Origin of the sequence: Pseudomonas alkylphenolica, assembly GCF_016009175.1 — a bacterium.
GTDB lineage: Bacteria > Pseudomonadota > Gammaproteobacteria > Pseudomonadales > Pseudomonadaceae > Aquipseudomonas > Aquipseudomonas alkylphenolica_B.
The window spans coordinates 1-16,186 of the sequence record NZ_JADUCM010000037.1 but is presented as its reverse complement, the minus strand read 5'-3'; the positions used below and the strand labels follow the sequence as shown (position 1 = coordinate 16,186).

The 16,186-nt window shown below is 61.4% G+C and carries 14 protein-coding genes and 4 tRNA genes; 4 read left to right on the top strand and 14 right to left on the bottom strand.

Annotation, left to right across the window (positions count from 1 at the left end; all coding sequences use genetic code 11):
- Positions 1-29: 29 nt before the first annotated feature.
- The 3 genes from I5S59_RS23005 to leuC are packed head-to-tail and all read right to left on the bottom strand — an operon-like array spanning position 30 to position 2,921.
- Positions 30-794 (bottom strand): class I SAM-dependent methyltransferase, encoded by a 765-nt coding sequence (locus tag I5S59_RS23005; protein ID WP_197878615.1) that lies wholly within the window; start codon positions 792-794, stop codon positions 30-32.
- Positions 795-846: 52 nt separating this feature from the next.
- A complete protein-coding gene (gene leuD / locus I5S59_RS23000) occupies positions 847-1,491 on the bottom strand; it encodes a 3-isopropylmalate dehydratase small subunit (RefSeq protein WP_128326042.1) in 645 nt (214 codons plus the stop codon).
- Complete coding sequence (gene leuC, locus I5S59_RS22995; protein ID WP_197878614.1) at positions 1,488-2,921, bottom strand: 3-isopropylmalate dehydratase large subunit; 1,434 nt, start codon at positions 2,919-2,921, stop codon at positions 1,488-1,490. Before leuC ends, leuD begins: the two co-directional genes overlap by 4 nt.
- 132 nt (positions 2,922-3,053) lie before the next feature.
- On the opposite strand from leuC, the gene I5S59_RS22990 reads away from it, so the two are divergent.
- Both I5S59_RS22990 and I5S59_RS22985 read left to right on the top strand, forming a co-directional pair.
- On the top strand, positions 3,054-3,932 hold the full coding sequence (locus I5S59_RS22990; RefSeq protein ID WP_128326040.1) for a LysR family transcriptional regulator: 879 nt from the start codon (positions 3,054-3,056) through the stop codon (positions 3,930-3,932).
- A gap of 68 nt (positions 3,933-4,000) precedes the next feature.
- Positions 4,001-7,294, top strand: coding sequence for an EAL and GGDEF domain-containing protein (locus I5S59_RS22985; protein WP_197878613.1), 3,294 nt, complete (start codon positions 4,001-4,003; stop codon positions 7,292-7,294).
- 65 nt (positions 7,295-7,359) lie between these two features.
- Here the strand turns inward: I5S59_RS22985 and I5S59_RS22980 are convergent, their stop codons facing one another.
- From I5S59_RS22980 to gltX, 10 genes are all read right to left on the bottom strand, one after another.
- On the bottom strand, positions 7,360-7,806 hold the full coding sequence (locus tag I5S59_RS22980) for an Hsp20 family protein (protein WP_128326038.1): 447 nt from the start codon (positions 7,804-7,806) through the stop codon (positions 7,360-7,362).
- Positions 7,807-7,920: 114 nt separating this feature from the next.
- Entirely contained in the window at positions 7,921-8,880 is a 960-nt protein-coding gene (locus tag I5S59_RS22975; protein ID WP_128326037.1) for a tRNA dihydrouridine synthase, read from the bottom strand.
- A gap of 48 nt (positions 8,881-8,928) precedes the next feature.
- Positions 8,929-9,369, bottom strand: a complete 441-nt coding sequence (locus I5S59_RS22970) for an acyl-CoA thioesterase (protein ID WP_197878612.1) — start codon at positions 9,367-9,369, stop codon at positions 8,929-8,931.
- A 45-nt stretch (positions 9,370-9,414) separates the two neighbouring features.
- The gene (locus tag I5S59_RS22965) at positions 9,415-10,248 is read right to left on the bottom strand and encodes an alpha/beta fold hydrolase (RefSeq protein ID WP_197878611.1); all 834 of its coding nucleotides are present in this window, start codon (positions 10,246-10,248) and stop codon (positions 9,415-9,417) included.
- Positions 10,249-10,274: 26 nt separating this feature from the next.
- Positions 10,275-10,814, bottom strand: coding sequence for a TetR/AcrR family transcriptional regulator (locus I5S59_RS22960; RefSeq protein ID WP_128326034.1), 540 nt, complete (start codon positions 10,812-10,814; stop codon positions 10,275-10,277).
- Between the two features lie 188 nt (positions 10,815-11,002).
- Positions 11,003-11,078, bottom strand: a tRNA-Glu gene (locus tag I5S59_RS22955).
- A 44-nt stretch (positions 11,079-11,122) separates the two neighbouring features.
- Positions 11,123-11,198 (bottom strand) — tRNA-Ala (locus I5S59_RS22950).
- Between the two features lie 53 nt (positions 11,199-11,251).
- A tRNA-Glu gene (locus I5S59_RS22945) sits at positions 11,252-11,327 on the bottom strand.
- Positions 11,328-11,406: 79 nt separating this feature from the next.
- A tRNA-Ala gene (locus tag I5S59_RS22940) sits at positions 11,407-11,482 on the bottom strand.
- A 315-nt stretch (positions 11,483-11,797) separates the two neighbouring features.
- Complete coding sequence (gltX, locus tag I5S59_RS22935) at positions 11,798-13,279, bottom strand: glutamate--tRNA ligase (RefSeq protein WP_038608639.1); 1,482 nt, start codon at positions 13,277-13,279, stop codon at positions 11,798-11,800.
- 144 nt (positions 13,280-13,423) lie between these two features.
- Between gltX and I5S59_RS22930 the strand changes: the two genes are divergently transcribed.
- Together I5S59_RS22930 and I5S59_RS22925 are read left to right on the top strand one after the other, a co-directional pair.
- The gene (locus I5S59_RS22930; RefSeq protein ID WP_197878610.1) at positions 13,424-14,473 is read left to right on the top strand and encodes an HlyD family secretion protein; all 1,050 of its coding nucleotides are present in this window, start codon (positions 13,424-13,426) and stop codon (positions 14,471-14,473) included.
- Between the two features lie 49 nt (positions 14,474-14,522).
- The gene (locus tag I5S59_RS22925) at positions 14,523-16,013 is read left to right on the top strand and encodes an MDR family MFS transporter (RefSeq protein WP_197878636.1); all 1,491 of its coding nucleotides are present in this window, start codon (positions 14,523-14,525) and stop codon (positions 16,011-16,013) included.
- Between the two features lie 95 nt (positions 16,014-16,108).
- On the opposite strand, the gene I5S59_RS26800 is transcribed toward I5S59_RS22925, so the two are convergent.
- A partial coding sequence (locus I5S59_RS26800; protein WP_420066471.1) for a hypothetical protein occupies positions 16,109-16,186 on the bottom strand: 78 nt, incomplete at its 5' end.

The window sequence follows — 16,186 nt, the reverse complement described above, 5'->3', positions numbered from 1 at the left end:
CACGCCGCAATGGCCTGCCGGAAAAATAATCAGCGCTCGGCCCAGAGCACCAGAACATCGGTGCTGAACGAGCCGTCGGCTTCAATCTGGTAATACTGCCGTACTTCTTCGCCCATCGCCTGCTGCAAATGGCGTATGGCGTCACACATTACCTGCGGTGTGCGCATGCGCTCTACCCAGGAACGGAACTCAAGGCGCAAGCGCTGACGGCTATGGCTGCGGATGAACAAGCCAGCGTCACTCACTTGCTGCAGCCATTGCGCAGCGGAGTAGTCGCGCACATGACTGGTATCGCGCAGCACTTCGACGCTTTGCAAATAGGTGTCGAGCAGCGGGCTGCCCGGCGACATCACGTCGATGAACGCGGCGACGCCGCCGGGTTTGAGCACCCGGCGTACTTCACGCAGGGCCAGGCCCAGGTCGCTCCAGTGGTGCGCCGAATAGCGGCTGAAGACAAAGTCGAAGCTGGCATCGGCGAACGGCAGGCGTTCGGCAGCACCGCATTCGGTGACGATATTGCCCAACTGCCGCTCGTCGGCGGTGGCTGCCACCACGTCGAGCATCTGTTGCGACAGGTCGTAAGCCACCACTTCGCGCACCAACGGTGCGACATGAAAACTGACATGCCCGGCACCACAGCCAAGGTCCAGCACACGTGCCCGGCCCTGGCCGGCCAGCTCAGCCTGGAGCAAGGCGAACTCGCTGCCCTGGGCGTGCACGGCGCTGCTCAGGTAGGCATTGGCCTGCTCGCCAAACTGGCGCTGGACGACATCCTCATGGCGGGTGCTGGTCATCACGATCTCCTTGGCCTTGATCGCTGGCAGCACCAGCGATGGCGTCAATCAATCAAGCGTCACGAAACAACCATGGCTGGCTGGCACGGTGCTTGGCTTCGAAGGTGGCAATTGCATCACTGTCCTGCAAGGTCAGGCCGATATCGTCCAGGCCGTTGAGCAGGCAGTGCTTGCGAAAGGCGTCGATCTCGAAGCTCAGGACCTTGCCGTCAGGGCGGGTTACGGTCTGCGCCTGCAGGTCGATGGTCAACTGATAGCCTGGGTCGGCTTCAACCTGCTTGAACAACTCGTCGACTTCCTCATCGCTGAGGATGATCGGCAACAGGCCGTTCTTGAAGCTGTTGTTGAAGAAGATATCGGCATAGCTCGGCGCGATGATGCTGCGGAAACCGTATTCTTCCAGTGCCCATGGCGCGTGCTCACGGCTGGAACCGCAACCGAAGTTCTCACGGGCGAGCAAAACGCTGGCACCCTGATAACGGTCGTGGTTCAAGACGAAGTCCGGGTTCTTCGGACGCTTGCTGTTGTCCTGGTACGGCTGGCCGACATCCAGGTAACGCCACTCGTCAAACAGGTTCGGACCAAAGCCGGTGCGCTTGATCGACTTCAGGAACTGCTTGGGGATGATCTGGTCGGTGTCGACGTTGGCACGGTCCAAAGGCGCGACGAGGCCGGTGTGCTGGGTAAAGGCTTTCATGCTGCGCTCCCTTGGATCAACTCACGTACATCGACAAAACGGCCGGTGACAGCGGCGGCGGCAGCCATGGCCGGGCTCACCAGGTGGGTACGGCCGCCAGCACCCTGACGGCCTTCAAAGTTACGGTTGGAGGTCGAGGCACAGTGCTCGCCGCTCTCCAGGCGGTCCGGGTTCATTGCCAGACACATGGAGCAGCCCGGTTCACGCCATTCGAAGCCGGCTTCAACGAAGATCTTGTCCAGGCCTTCTTTCTCGGCCTGGGCTTTGACCAGGCCCGAGCCCGGCACGACGATGGCTTGCTTGATGGTCGAGGCCACCTTGCGACCTTTGGCGATCTCGGCGGCAGCGCGCAGGTCTTCGATCCGCGAGTTGGTGCACGAGCCAATGAACACGCGGTCCAGCTGGATGTCGGTGATTGCCTGGTTGGCGCTCAGGCCCATGTACTTCAAGGCGCGCTCAATGGAACCACGCTTGACCAGATCCGCTTCGGCAGCAGGGTCCGGTACGCGCTGGTCAACCGCCAGCACCATTTCCGGCGAAGTGCCCCAGCTGACCTGCGGCTTGATCTGCGCGGCGTCGAGCTCGATCACGGTATCGAACACGGCGTCGGCGTCGGACACCAGGTCTTTCCAGGCTTCTACCGCCTGCGCCCACTGCTCGCCCTTCGGCGCATACGGGCGACCTTTGACGTATGCGACGGTCTTCTCATCGGTCGCGACCAAACCTACCCGCGCGCCCGCTTCGATGGACATGTTGCAGATGGTCATGCGCCCTTCTACCGACAGGTCGCGGATGGCGCTACCGGCGAACTCCATGGCGTGGCCGTTGCCACCGGCGGTGCCGATCTTGCCAATCACCGCCAGCACGATGTCTTTGGCGGTCACGCCAAACGGCAACTGACCTTCGACACGCACGAGCATGTTCTTCATTTTCTTGGCCACCAGGCACTGGGTGGCGAGCACATGCTCGACTTCCGAAGTACCGATGCCATGCGCCAGAGCACCAAAAGCGCCATGGGTGGAGGTGTGCGAGTCGCCGCAGACCACGGTCATGCCCGGCAAGGTCGCGCCCTGCTCCGGGCCGATAACGTGAACGATGCCCTGACGCACGTCGTTCATCTTGAATTCGGTGATGCCGTACTCGTCGCAGTTTTCGTCGAGGGTCTGCACCTGCAGGCGCGACACCTGGTCGACAATGGCGTCGATGCCGCCCTTGCGCTCCGGCGTGGTCGGTACGTTGTGGTCAGGCGTGGCGATGTTGGCATCGATGCGCCAGGGTTTGCGGTTGGCCAGGCGCAGGCCTTCGAAGGCTTGCGGCGACGTCACTTCGTGAATGATGTGACGGTCGATGTAGATCAGCGCCGACCCATCGTCGCGCTGTTTGACCAAATGCGAATCCCAGAGCTTGTCGTAGAGCGTTTTGCCGGCCATCAGACTGTTCCTCATCAGCGTCTTTCTATGCCAATAACCACTTGGCTTGTACGGACGATGCTATGCGGTTAGATTGGATAACTCAAATTCATAATTTTTATGCTTTGGATAACCAAAGGGAATACGTAAGCCGTGGACGTCGCCAACCTCAATGCCTTCATCGCCGTGGCTGAAACCGGCAGCTTTTCCGGGGCCGGCGAACGCCTGCACCTCACCCAGCCGGCCATCAGCAAACGTATTGCTGGCCTGGAGCAGCAGCTGGATGTACGCCTGTTCGACCGCCTCGGGCGCGAAGTCAATCTCACCGAAGCTGGCCGCGCGCTCCTGCCTCGGGCCTACCAGATCATCAACGTACTGGATGACACTCGCCGCGCCCTGACCAATCTTACCGGCGAAGTGGCAGGTCGTCTGACCCTGGCGACCAGTCACCATATCGGCCTGCACCGCTTGCCGCCGGTTCTACGCACGTTCACCCGACAGTATCCGGCGGTGGCACTGGATATTCAGTTTCTCGATTCGGAAGCGGCCTACGATGAAATTCTCCATGGCCGTGCAGAAATCGCCGTGATTACCCTGGCGCCGGAGCCGCACAATCTGGTCCGTGCGGTACCGGTGTGGGACGACCCGCTGGACTTCGTCGCCGCCCCCGAACACGCGCTGGCGAGCAACGGCGCCGTGAGCCTGGCCGATGTCGCCCATCACCCGGCAGTGTTCCCTGGCGGCAATACATTCACCCACCACATCGTGCAACGCCTGTTCGAGGCCCAGGGCCTGACGCCCAACATCGCCATGAGCACCAACTACCTGGAAACCATAAAAATGATGGTTTCGATCGGCCTGGCGTGGAGTGTACTGCCGCGTACTATGCTCGATGAGCAAGTTGCGCCTATCGCTTTGCCCGGCATACAGCTGTCCCGCCAGCTAGGCTACATTCTGCACACTGAACGAACGTTATCGAATGCGGCCAAAGCCTTCATGGCCTTGCTCGACAGCCACGCAAGGCAGCCCTGATCCAACGAGGTAAAACCCGGTCAGTACGACTCTCAAGGACGCGTCACCCGCCAAAGGTCTGGTAACCGATGCCCAAATCAGCAAATCGCTTTCCGCGCCTGCCGCGCATCCATGCGGCAGACCCCCAGGCGTTGGAGCAGACCTGGGAAAACGCGCCGCAGTTGCTGTCGGCGTTGAATGGCGCGCGCCTGGGCGCCTGGTTCTGGGATATTGAAACCGGTCAGATCAGTTGGTCCAGGGGCACCCAGGCACTGTTTGGATTCGACCCCCAACAGCCGCTGCCCAACGATGTCGACTATCTGGATTTGCTGCCCCCCGAAGACCGCGCCCGCGCCTTGCAGGCCTTCAATGCAATCATCAGCGGCGAACCGGTGGAGCAAGCCTTGCGCCACCGCATCTACTGGCCCGATGGCAGCCTGCACTGGCTGGAAATCAACGGCAGCCTGGTCAAGGACAAACACGGTCGGCCGCAGATGGTTGGGGTGATCCGCGAAATTACCCGCCAGCGCGAGCGCGAGACCGCGCTGATCAATTCGGAAAAGCGCTTCGCCACCCTGTTTCACCTGAGCCCCAACGTCGTCCTGCTGACCCGCCGATCCGACGGCCTGATCTACGAGGTCAACCAGCACTTTGAAAAGACTCTCGGCTGGCCGGGTCATCAGGTCATCAACAAGACCACCATCGAGCTCGGCCTGTGGGCCAACCCGATGCAGCGCCATGCCGTGCTCGACGCCACCCGCGACAACAGCGGCCCGGTGACCCTGGAAGTGCAGTTTTGCGCCAGCAACGGCAAGGTGCACGACGGCATTCTCAGCGCCCAGAGCATCGAGTTCGAAGGTACGGTCTACCTGCTCAGTACCTTCGTCGACACCAGCGAGCACAAACGTGCCGAGCAGGCCTTGAAAGACAGCCAGGAGCGCCTGGACCTGGCCCTGGATTCCGCACAGCTGGGTACCTGGGACTGGCACATTCCCAGCGGCATGCTCTACGGCTCGGCCCGCGCCGCGGAACTGCACGGCCTCGACCCGGTACCCTTCCACGAGTCGTTCGAAGCGTTCTTCGAGGGGGTTCCGGAACATGAGCGCAATTCCATGCGCAAGGCCTACCGCAGCCTGCGTGAGGGGCCGGCCGGCAACTACCAGATCACCTACCGGATCCAGCTGGAGAACGGTGCCTCACGCTACATCGAGAGCCGAGCGCGGTTGTACCGCGATGAACAGGGCAACCCGTTGCGCATGGCCGGCACCCTGCTCGACATCACCGAACAGGTCGAACGTGAACAGCGCCTGACCAGTTCGGAGGAAAAATTCGCCAGCCTGTTCCAGGCCAGTCCCGACCCGATTTGCGTGACGCGCCAGGACACCGGTCAGTTTATCGAGATCAACCCGGCGTTCACCCAGATCTTTGGCTGGGACGCCAGCCAGGTCATCAACCGTACCGCGGAAGAAATAGGCCTGTGGGCCGGCTCTCCCGAGCGCGCGCGGCGTATCGAACAGGTCATTCGCGACGAGGCCCTGAACAATGTCGCCGTAGTGATCAACCACAAGGACGGCCAGCCCCTGACCTGTGTGATATCCAGCCGGCTGATCACCGTGGAGGAACAACCGTGCAGCGTCACCACCCTGCGCGACATCACCCAGCAACAGCGCGCCGAAGCTGCACTGAAAGCCAGCGAAGAGAAGTTTGCCAAGGCGTTCCATTCCAGCCCCGACGCCATCACCATTACCGAGCTTGAAAGCGGCCGTTACCTGGAGGTCAATGACGGCTTCTGCCGCTTGACCGGCTACAGCACCGACGAAGTGCTTGGCCGCACCGCCAGCGAAATCGGAATCTGGGCCGACGACAAGCAGCGCACAACCCTCATCAGTGAACTCAAGGACAAGGGCCGGGTACACCACCGCGAGATGCTCGGGCGCAACAAGCGCGGCGAGATCCTCACCGTTGAAGTCTCGATCGAACCGATTACCCTCAACGAAACACAATGCCTGTTGCTGACTGCCCGTGATGTCAGTCAGCTGAAGAACGCCCAGGCGCAAATCCGCCACCTGGCCTACCACGACCCGCTGACCAACCTGCCGAACCGCGCCCTGCTGATGGACCGCCTGAGCCAGCAGATCGCCTTGCTCAAGCGCCACAACCTGCGCGGCGCCCTGTTATTTCTCGACCTTGACCACTTCAAGCACATCAACGACTCCCTCGGCCATCCGGTCGGCGACACGGTGCTGAAGATCATCACCGCCCGCCTCGAAGCCAGCGTGCGCCTGGAAGACACCGTGGCGCGCCTGGGCGGGGATGAATTCGTCGTGCTGCTCAGTGGCCTTGAAGGCAGCCGTGACGAGGTCACGGAGAAAGTCCGCGGCCTGGCCGACACCCTGCGCGAACTGCTGGCCGAGCCGATGTCGCTGGATGGCCAGCGCCTGCAGGTAACTCCCAGCATCGGCGTGGCGCTGATTCCCGACCACGGCACCACCCCGGCCGACCTGCTCAAGCGTGCCGATATTGCCCTGTACCGGGCCAAAGATTCCGGGCGCAACACCACTCAGCTGTTCCACACCACCATGCAAAAGGCCGCCAGCGAGCGCCTGCGCATGGAAAGTGACCTGCGCATGGCCCTGGCCCGCGGTGAACTCGCCCTGCACTTTCAGCCCCAGGTCGATGCCCGCGACAACCGCATCATCGGCGCCGAAGTGCTGCTGCGATGGCACCACCCGCAACTGGGCCAACAGCCACCTGCGCAGTTCATCCAGGTACTGGAAGAGAGCGGCCTGATTCTCGAAGTGGGCAGCTGGATACTCGACGAAGCCTGCGACGCCTGCGCCGGAATGCTGCGTGACCACTTGATCGACATGGACGATTTCAGCCTGTGCGTGAACATCAGCCCACGGCAGTTTCGCCAGAACGACTTTGTCGAACGCGTATTGCGCAGCCTCGACGACTTCAGCCTGCCGTACAAAATGCTCAAGCTGGAAATCACCGAAGGCATTGTCATCCAGAACCTGGAAGACACCATCAACAAAATGCGCGAGCTCAAACGCTATGGCGTGAGCTTTGCCATGGATGATTTTGGGACCGGTTATTCATCGCTGACCTACCTCAAGCGCCTCCCGGTGGATGCCCTGAAGATCGATCAGTCGTTCGTGCGCGACGCGCCGGTGGACCCCAACGATGCCGAAATCGTCCGGGCGATCGTCGCCATGGCGCGCAGCCTGGAGCTGGCGGTCATTGCCGAGGGGGTTGAGTTGTCCGAACAGCTGGAGTTTCTGGAACGGCTGGGCTGCCACCTGTATCAGGGGTATTTGCATAGCCGGCCGTTGCCGCTGGGGGAATTTCGGCGGATGTTGCTGGAAATGCCTGCGCTGTAGAGTCCGGATTGAGCCCCCAACAAAAAGGGCACCCGAAGGTGCCCTCTTTTACAACATCACCTCACTCAGTTCAGAGCAGGCTTGCTATCCCCATTGATCGGGATGCGTTTGGCTTTCGCCTCTTCCGGCACAATTCTCAGCAGATCGATGCTGAGCAAACCATTGGCCAGGCCCGCCGCCTTCACTTCGATATGGTCGGCCAGGCGGAAGGACAACTTGAACGCCCGCTGGGCAATGCCCTGATGCAGATAGGTAACGCTTTCACCGTTGCTTTCACGTTTGCCGCCAGTGACGGTCAACACGCCTTTTTCAACTTGCAGATCCAGATCCTGCTCCTGGAAGCCGGCTGCAGCAACGACGATTCGATAGTGGTCTTCGCCATGTTTCTCAACGTTGTAGGGAGGGTAGCTGCTACCCGCCTCATTACGCGCCGCAGATTCGAACAGGTCATTGAAACGGTCGAAGCCTACGGAATGACGGAACAGTGGAGCCAGAGAAAAAGCAGTAGTCATGATGCATCTCCTGAAAATCAGCGAGGTTGTTTAGTAACGCGACCCGACTTCGGCATCGCGTACTCCTTAGATAAGGACCCTCGCCTGCTTTTCAAGCACCCCTGAAAAAATTTTTCAGGCCGCCTCGCTGACCGGCATGCCGATCAATTGCCCCACCCGATCACAGTCGGTTTCGCGGCGCAGTTCGGTGAACAATGCCACCGCCTCGGGGTAGGTGCGGGTCAACATTGCCACCCATTGCTTCAAGCGCCCCGGTGCCTGACGCGGGGTCATCTGCGCCCGGGCCTGAAGCCAGAAGTCCTGGATCAGCGGCAACAGGCTCTGCCAATCCATCGGCACGAACTCGACACCGTCGCGCTCCGCTGCAATCTGCCGCGCCAGGTCCGGGCGCGACACCAGGCCACGACCGAGCATGATGTCTTCGACACCGCTCACCTCGCGGCAGCGCCGCCAATCGTCCAGGGTCCAGACCTCACCGTTGGCGTACACCGGCACCTTGACCACGTCCTGCACTTTCGCCACCCACTCCCAGTGCGCGGGCGGCTTGTAGCCATCAACCTTGGTTCGCGCATGCACCACCAGTTGCTCGGCGCCGCCTTCGGCCAAGGCCAGCGCGCAATCCAGGGCACCGTCAGGGCTGTCGAAGCCCAGGCGCATCTTGGCGGTGACCGGTATGTGCGCAGGGACCGCGCGGCGCACTTCGCGCAAGATGGCGTGAAGCAGTTCCGGCTCCTTGAGCAGCACCGCCCCGCCACGGGACTTATTCACCGTCTTGGCCGGGCAGCCGAAGTTCAGGTCAATTACCGGCGCGCCCAGCTCACAGGCCAATACCGCGTTTTCCGCCAGACAAACGGGATCGGAACCGAGCAATTGCACGCGCAACGGCACCCCGGCTGCGGTCTGCGCGCCCTGACTCAACTCGGGTGCGAGTTTGTCGAAGGTCGCCGCAGGCAACAGCCGGTCACAGACGCGAATGAATTCAGTGACACACCAGTCGATGCCGCCCACTTGGGTCAGTACGTCACGAAGGATGTTGTCGACCAGCCCCTCCATCGGGGCCAGGGCAATTTGCATGGGTGGCATCTCGGGCAAAAAGGCGCGCAGTCTAGCAAAATCCGCGCACTACAGCGCTCCGGTCATCAGCGCCTGTCCATAACCCTCAATGAACTCAGCCGGCATACGCTTGGGTCGCCCTGTGGATAACTCGATGCAGACAAAGGTGGTTTGCGCGCGCAGCAAAGTGGTGCCGTCACTGGGGCGTACCAGCTGGAATCGCCGGGTCATCTTCAGGCGCTGATCCCAGTCGACAATCCAGGTGGCCAGTTGCAACTCGTCGTCTTCATAGGCGCTGGCGAGGTAATCAATTTCGTGACGTACCACTGCCATCGCCCGGTCCAGGCGCCGGTATTCGGCAAGATCCAGCCCCAGGCGCTGGGAATGCCTCCAGGCGCAGCGCTCCAGCCAGGTGACATAAACCGCGTTATTGGCGTGGCCGAGGCCATCGATGTCATCGGCAGCGACGCGCAGATCGATCGTGAACGGTGTTGCCAGATCCCAACTCATGCCCGCTCCAGGTCTGTGGTGAACGGGCATGAGTGTAACGGATGCTCAGGCCAATTGCCGCGCCGGCGAATGACGATGCGCCAGTAGCGCCAGCACGCCTTCGATCACCTGCGGGTCGGACAGAACCCGCTGGTGCCCGCCTTCCGGCAGCAGCAACAGGCGGCTGTCGAACCATGCCTGGTGGATGACCTGGGCCTCGCTGGCCGGCACCAGGCGGTCGTCTTCGGCGTGTACGATCAGCGCGGGAATGTCCAGTTGATAGCCGCTGACGTCCAGGCGGCCGAGCGGTATGCCAACGCCCCGTTCGACCTGGCGCACAAAGGCGGCACGCGCCCGTGTCGGCAGCCCCAGGTGCTTGGCGAAACGCCGCAGCACACCCAGCAACTGCGCCGGCGCCGCAACGCTAACGGCCGCTTCGGCACGCAGCCCCCACTGCAATGCGAGCATGACGCTAGCGCCGCCCATCGAGTGACCGATCACCGCTTTCAAGGGCGGCAACTCCGCCGCCGCTTCCAGCAGGGCCCGGGCGAACAGCACGACATCCGCCTGATTGCCCGGCGAATGGCCATGAGCGGGGCCTTCAAGCGACACGGCGGTATAGCCGGCCTGCACCAGCGTTTCGATCAGGTTCGCGAACTGGGTGGGCCGCCCTTCCCAGCCGTGCATCAACAACACCGTCGGCCCTTGCCCCCAGCGCAGCGCGGACAAGCCAAAACGCAGGGTGATGCGCTCGGCACGTGCCAGCAGCGGCAACTCCCACTCACGCGGCGGCAGGTTGCGCGGAGTCAGGAAGGCGCGGTGCATCTTGCCGGCAATGTGCTCTGGCGCCAGCCGTCCAAGGGTGCCGTTGACGCTACGAATCCAGCTCAAGGTATTCATCGCTTCGCTCCGGGGCTCTCGCTCGTTCAGACAACCGCCGACTTGGCGGCACGCAGGATACGGTCAGACAATTCGCCAGTGCCAAAGGCACGGGCCAGGGTCAGGCCGCCGATCATCAGGGCCATGTCGGCCAGCACTTTGTCGGCGTCTTCCGGGCTGTCCGCCAGGTTGGCCATCATCAGCTCCAGGTGATCGGCCAGTACTTGGCGAAAGGCGTCAGGCAGGCGCGCCATCTCGCCCAGGGCAGTCGGCAGCGGGCAGCCCCGCTCGGTGGCGTCGCGGTGTTTGCGCGACAGGTAGAACGCGGCCACCAGCGCGCGGCGCTCTTCACCGCTCATGCTCGGATCGACCTCGGCCAGCAAGGCCCGGCGCTCGGCCAACAGCTGGCTGAAGGCTTCAAGCATCAACGCATCCTTGCTGTCGAAGTGCGCGTAGAAGCCACCCACCGTCAGCCCGGCGGCGCTCATGACCTGGTTGACGCTGGGCTCGGCAGGCCCGTGCTGGATCAGCGCGCTGCAGGCTGCATCGAGAATCCGCTCGCGGGTTTTCGCTTTTTTGTCGTTCATGACCGGCCTCCGAATATTATGAGTAGAATATTATTCTCATCATATTTTTCCGCAAGCGTTTTTTCTGTCCGCTTGTCGCGTCGAGATCGAGAGGGAGGAAAAAAGGAAAGGAAAACTTTTTTCGGGGCAAAAACAAAAGGCTCATTCAATAATCGAATGAGCCTTGAAATCCCACAAAGTGGGTAAAATGGCGTCCCCTAGGGGACTCGAACCCCTGTTACCGCCGTGAAAGGGCGGTGTCCTAGGCCACTAGACGAAGGGGACTTGTAACCTTCGTACAGATCCGTTTTCACGAATCCTGGCAAAATTGGTGGAGCTAAGCGGGATCGAACCGCTGACCTCCTGCATGCCATGCAGGCGCTCTCCCAGCTGAGCTATAGCCCCAGATTTCTAGCCTCGCGGCCCAGCGACTTCTTTCGATGTCGCTTGTGTAAAACTGGCGTCCCCTAGGGGACTCGAACCCCTGTTACCGCCGTGAAAGGGCGGTGTCCTAGGCCACTAGACGAAGGGGACGAACCTTCTTACCTTGACAACCCGGCTGCTGGAACCCGGTTGACTTCGCAGTCAGTGTAGCTGACTACGAATCGGAATTTGGTGGAGCTAAGCGGGATCGAACCGCTGACCTCCTGCATGCCATGCAGGCGCTCTCCCAGCTGAGCTATAGCCCCACAATGTCGCTCTGAACTGAATCGCTTGGCTGGGTGCTTCGCGTTTCGTTTCGTTCATCGCTGTGGACGGGGCGCATATTAAGATCGGATGGCGAACCTGTCAAATATATTTTCAACAAAATTCAAAAAAAATTTCCGAGATAACAACCACTTACCACCCTGCCCCGGTTTCAGCCCGCAAAAACGGGGGTTGCAGGCGGGTGCCTGTAGGAGCGGATTCATCCGCGATGGACTGCGCGGCAGTCCCAATTGGGGGCCGCTGTGCGGCCCATCGCGGATGAATCCGCTCCTACAGAATCACAACGCGATCCGCTGTCAGGCGATAGTGCCCAACAGCTTCTCCCACTCTTTGTTCTCTTTCTTCGACACACCACCGAGCAAATCCAGCGCCTGACGCAGACGGTAGCGGGTCAGGTCAGGGCCAAGGATTTCCATGGCATCGAGCACCGACACGGAGCTTGCCTGGCCACTGATTGCCGCGAACATCAGCGGCATGGCATCACGCAGCTTCAGCTCCAGCGCTTCGACCACCGCCTGGATGCAACCGGTGATACGGTCTTTTTCCCACTGACGGAGGCTTTCCAGCTTCCACAGGATCAACTGGATAACCTGGCGCACCTGATCGGCCGACAGTTTCTTGTGCTCGAACAGTTTGGCATCGAGTTTCAGCGCGCCTTCAAAGAAGAAGCCACCCAGCGGGGCGATCTGGCTGAAGGTCTCTACCCTGCCCTGCACATGTGGCGCGATCTTCATCATGTAGTCGCTGTTGAACGCCCACTTCTGCACGCGCGCAGCAAACTCTTCCACCGGCAGGTCGCGCAGCCACTGGCCGTTGAGCCAGGACAGCTTCTCGATATCGAAGATCGGCCCGCCCAGGGAAACCCGCGACAGGTCGAAATGCTCGACCATCTCCGCCAGGGAGAACTTTTCACGCTCGTCCGGCATCGACCAGCCCATGCGCCCCAGGTAGTTGAGCATGGCTTCCGGCATGAAGCCCATACGCTCGTAGAACGTCACCGAGGTCGGGTTCTTGCGTTTGGACAGTTTGCTCTTGTCCGGGTTACGCAACAGCGGCATGTAGCACAGGGTCGGCTGTTCCCAACCGAAGTATTCGTACAGTTTGATCAGTTTCGGTGCCGACGGCAGCCATTCTTCGCCACGCAACACGTGGGTGATGCCCATCAGGTGGTCATCGACGACGTTGGCCAAGAAGTAGGTCGGCAGACCATCGGTCTTCATCAGGACCTGCATGTCCATGCGATCCCACGGGATCTCGACATCGCCACGGAGCATGTCCGGCACCACGCAGACGCCTTCGCTCGGCACCTTCATGCGGATCACATGCGGCTCGCCTGCGGCCAGGCGGCGCTGCACTTCTTCAGCCGAGAGCAGCAAGGCGCGGCCATCGTAGCGCGGGGTTTCGCCGCGGGCCATCTGCTCGGCACGCATCTGATCCAGCTCTTCGGCGGTGCAGAAGCACGGGAACGCGTGGCCCATGTCGACCAGTTGCTGGGCGTACTGCTTGTAGATATCGCCCCGCTCGCTCTGCCGGTACGGGCCATGCGGGCCGCCGACGTCCGGACCTTCGCTCCACTCGATGCCGAGCCAGCGCAGGGCGTCGAAGATCTGCTGTTCCGACTCGCGGGTCGAACGCAGCTGGTCGGTATCTTCGATACGCAGGATGAACTCGCCGCCGTGCTGCTTGGCAAAGCAGTAGTTGAACAGGGCGATGTAGGCGGTGCCGACATGGGGATCGCCAGTAGGCGAAGGCGCGATACGCGTGCGAACGGTGGTCATGGACTGTCTCGAACTAGAGATGAAACAAAGGCAGGATGTTAACAGGGAGCGGGCATCGGGCTCCAGCAATGGGCGCAATCACCCCTTGTGGATGCGGATCCAAACACGGTTAAATTTGCTTACATTTTTGGAACGATGGTACCCATGCCCGCTCAACTCAAACGCCGCCTGCTGGTTTTTCTCACGCTGGTCCTGCTGATTGCCCTCGCCTTTCTTGCCCACTGGTACTTCAAAGGGCGCTTCTACGAAAGCACCGACAACGCCTATGTGCAGGGCGAAATCACCCGCGTGTCCAGCCAGCTTAGCGCTCGCATCGACGAAGTGCTGGTACAGGACAACCAGCATGTGGCCAAGGGCGACCTGCTGGTACGCCTCGAGCCGGATGATTTTCGTCTGGCCGTAGACCGTGCCCGCGCCGCCCTCGACACCCGCCAGGCCGAGCGCCTGCAAGCCGAAAGCCGCCTCACCCAGCAAGCCAGCATGATCGCCGCCGGTCAGGCCCAGGTCGCCGCCAATCAGGCCACACTGGGCCGCGCCGTACTGGACCTGACCCGCGCCGAAGCCCTGCGCAAGCCAGGCTTCGTCTCCGAAGAGCGGGTCACCACTCTGTCGGCGGAAAACAATGTCGCCCGCTCCCAAGTGAGCAAGGCCCAGGCCGACCTGCAAGGCCAGCGTCAGCAGGTCAATGCCCTGACCGCTGAAATCAAGCGTCTGGATGCGCAGATCGTCAATGCACGTACCGACCTGGCCCAGGCCGAGCTGAACCTGACCCGCAGCGAAATCCGTGCACCGATCAGCGGCATGATCGGCCAGCGCGCCGCCCGCAATGGTCAGGTGGTTCAGGCCGGCGCCTACCTGTTGTCGATTGTCCCGGACGAAGCCATCTGGATTCAGGCCAACTTCAAGGAAACCCAGATTGGCCACATGCAACCCGGGCAAAACGCCGAACTGGTGTTCGACAGCTACCCCGACACCCCGATCGCGGCCCGTGTCGACAGCCTGTTCGCGGCCTCCGGCGCGCAGTTCAGCCTGCTGCCACCGGATAACGCCACCGGCAACTTCACCAAGGTGGTGCAGCGCATTCCAGTCAAGCTGACCTTCGCTGCCGATAACCCGTTGCAAGGGAGGATTCGTCCGGGCATGTCGGTCACCGCGACCGTAGACATCCGGGATACCGCCGACCATGGCCGGTGATGCGCTGATCCGTCCCGTCGGCGAGCCCAGCCGACGCGACTGGATCGCAGTGATGAGTGTGATGCTCGGCGCCTTCATGGCGGTGCTCGACATCCAGATCACCAACTCCTCGCTCAAAGACATCCAGGGCGCCCTCTCGGCGACGCTGGAAGAAGGCTCGTGGATCTCCACCTCGTACCTGGTGGCCGAGATCATCATGATCCCGCTCACCGCCTGGCTGGTGCAGTTGCTCTCGGCACGGCGCCTGGCGGTATGGGTATCACTGGGCTTTCTGGTGTCGTCGCTGTTGTGTTCCATGGCCTGGAACCTGGAAAGCATGATCATTTTCAGGGCCATGCAGGGCTTTACCGGTGGCGCACTGATTCCACTGGCGTTTACCCTGACCCTGATCAAGTTGCCCGAGCACCATCGCGCCAAGGGCATGGCGATGTTTGCCATGACCGCCACCTTCGCCCCGTCCATCGGGCCAACGCTGGGTGGCTGGCTGACCGAAAACTGGGGCTGGGAATACATTTTCTACATCAACATCCCGCCCGGCCTGCTGATGATCGCCGGCCTGATGTATGGCCTGGAAAAAAAGGAAGCACACTGGGAACTGCTGAAAAGCACCGACTACGCCGGCATCGTCACGCTTGGCGTGGGTTTGGGCTGCCTGCAGGTGTTCCTTGAAGAAGGCCACCGCAAGGACTGGCTGGAGTCGAGCCTGATCGTCGGCCTGGGCAGCATCGCCCTGCTGAGCCTGATCACCTTTGTGATCGTGCAGTTTTCCAAACCCAACCCGCTGATCAACCTGCGCATTCTCGGCAACCGCAACTTCGGCCTGTCGAGCATTGCCAGCCTGGGGATGGGGGTGGGCTTGTACGGGTCGATCTACCTGCTGCCGCTGTACCTCGCGCAGATCCAGAACTACAACGCCCTGCAGATTGGCGAAGTGATCATGTGGATGGGGATTCCGCAGCTGTTCCTGATCCCGCTGGTGCCGCAACTGATGAAGGTGATTTCACCGAAAATCCTCTGCACCCTGGGCTTTGGCCTTTTCGGCCTGGCCAGCTTCAGCTCCGGGGTGCTCAACCCGGACTTTGCCGGCGAGCAGTTCAACCAGATCCAGATCATCCGCGCGCTTGGGCAACCGATGATCATGGTGACCATTTCGTTGATCGCCACCAGTTACATCCTGCCCCAGGATGCCGGCTCGGCCTCGAGCCTGTTCAACATCCTGCGCAACCTGGGCGGCGCCATCGGCATTGCCTTGCTGGCGACCCTGCTGGATGCACGTACCAAGGTGTACTTCGATTATTTGCGCGAGTCGATTGTACCCACCAACCCGCAGGTGGCCGAGCGCCTGACGCAACTCGCGGAACGCCTGGGCAGCGACAATGCGGCACTGGGCAAACTGAGTGAAATCACCCACCAGCAAGCAATGATCATGGCCTACAACGATGCCTTCCACTTCGTTGGCATTGGCTTGGCGATCAGCATGGTGGCGGTGATGATGACGCGCAAACTGCCAGCGGGCTTGAAGGCTGGGGAAGCCCACTGACCCGGGATTGGGCCTGCGCTGCAGGCCATCGCCCGCCACGCTTGCCGCCCCCGGGGCGGGGGGTGGCGGGCGCGGGCTGGCGGGCGATCCTTGCCTCACCGATAGTCGTCCACCGGTACACAAGCACAGAACAGGTTGCGGTCACCGAACACGTTATCTACCCGGTTCACTGC

Bases quoted from the DNA above. Each gene is read 5' to 3' on its own strand.
- I5S59_RS22970 (WP_197878612.1), bottom strand. From the start codon at position 9,369: ATGAGTTGGGATCTGGCAACACCGTTCACGATCGATCTGCGCGTCGCT.
- I5S59_RS22980 (WP_128326038.1), bottom strand. From the start codon at position 7,806: ATGACTACTGCTTTTTCTCTGGCTCCACTGTTCCGTCATTCCGTAGGC.
- I5S59_RS22965 (WP_197878611.1), bottom strand. From the start codon at position 10,248: ATGAATACCTTGAGCTGGATTCGTAGCGTCAACGGCACCCTTGGACGG.
- leuD (WP_128326042.1), bottom strand. From the start codon at position 1,491: ATGAAAGCCTTTACCCAGCACACCGGCCTCGTCGCGCCTTTGGACCGT.
- I5S59_RS22960 (WP_128326034.1), bottom strand. From the start codon at position 10,814: ATGAACGACAAAAAAGCGAAAACCCGCGAGCGGATTCTCGATGCAGCC.
- I5S59_RS22975 (WP_128326037.1), bottom strand. From the start codon at position 8,880: ATGCAAATTGCCCTGGCCCCGATGGAGGGGCTGGTCGACAACATCCTT.
- gltX (WP_038608639.1), bottom strand. From the start codon at position 13,279: ATGACCACCGTTCGCACGCGTATCGCGCCTTCGCCTACTGGCGATCCC.
- I5S59_RS22985 (WP_197878613.1), top strand. From the start codon at position 4,001: ATGCCCAAATCAGCAAATCGCTTTCCGCGCCTGCCGCGCATCCATGCG.
- leuC (WP_197878614.1), bottom strand. From the start codon at position 2,921: ATGGCCGGCAAAACGCTCTACGACAAGCTCTGGGATTCGCATTTGGTC.
- I5S59_RS23005 (WP_197878615.1), bottom strand. From the start codon at position 794: ATGACCAGCACCCGCCATGAGGATGTCGTCCAGCGCCAGTTTGGCGAG.
- I5S59_RS22930 (WP_197878610.1), top strand. From the start codon at position 13,424: ATGCCCGCTCAACTCAAACGCCGCCTGCTGGTTTTTCTCACGCTGGTC.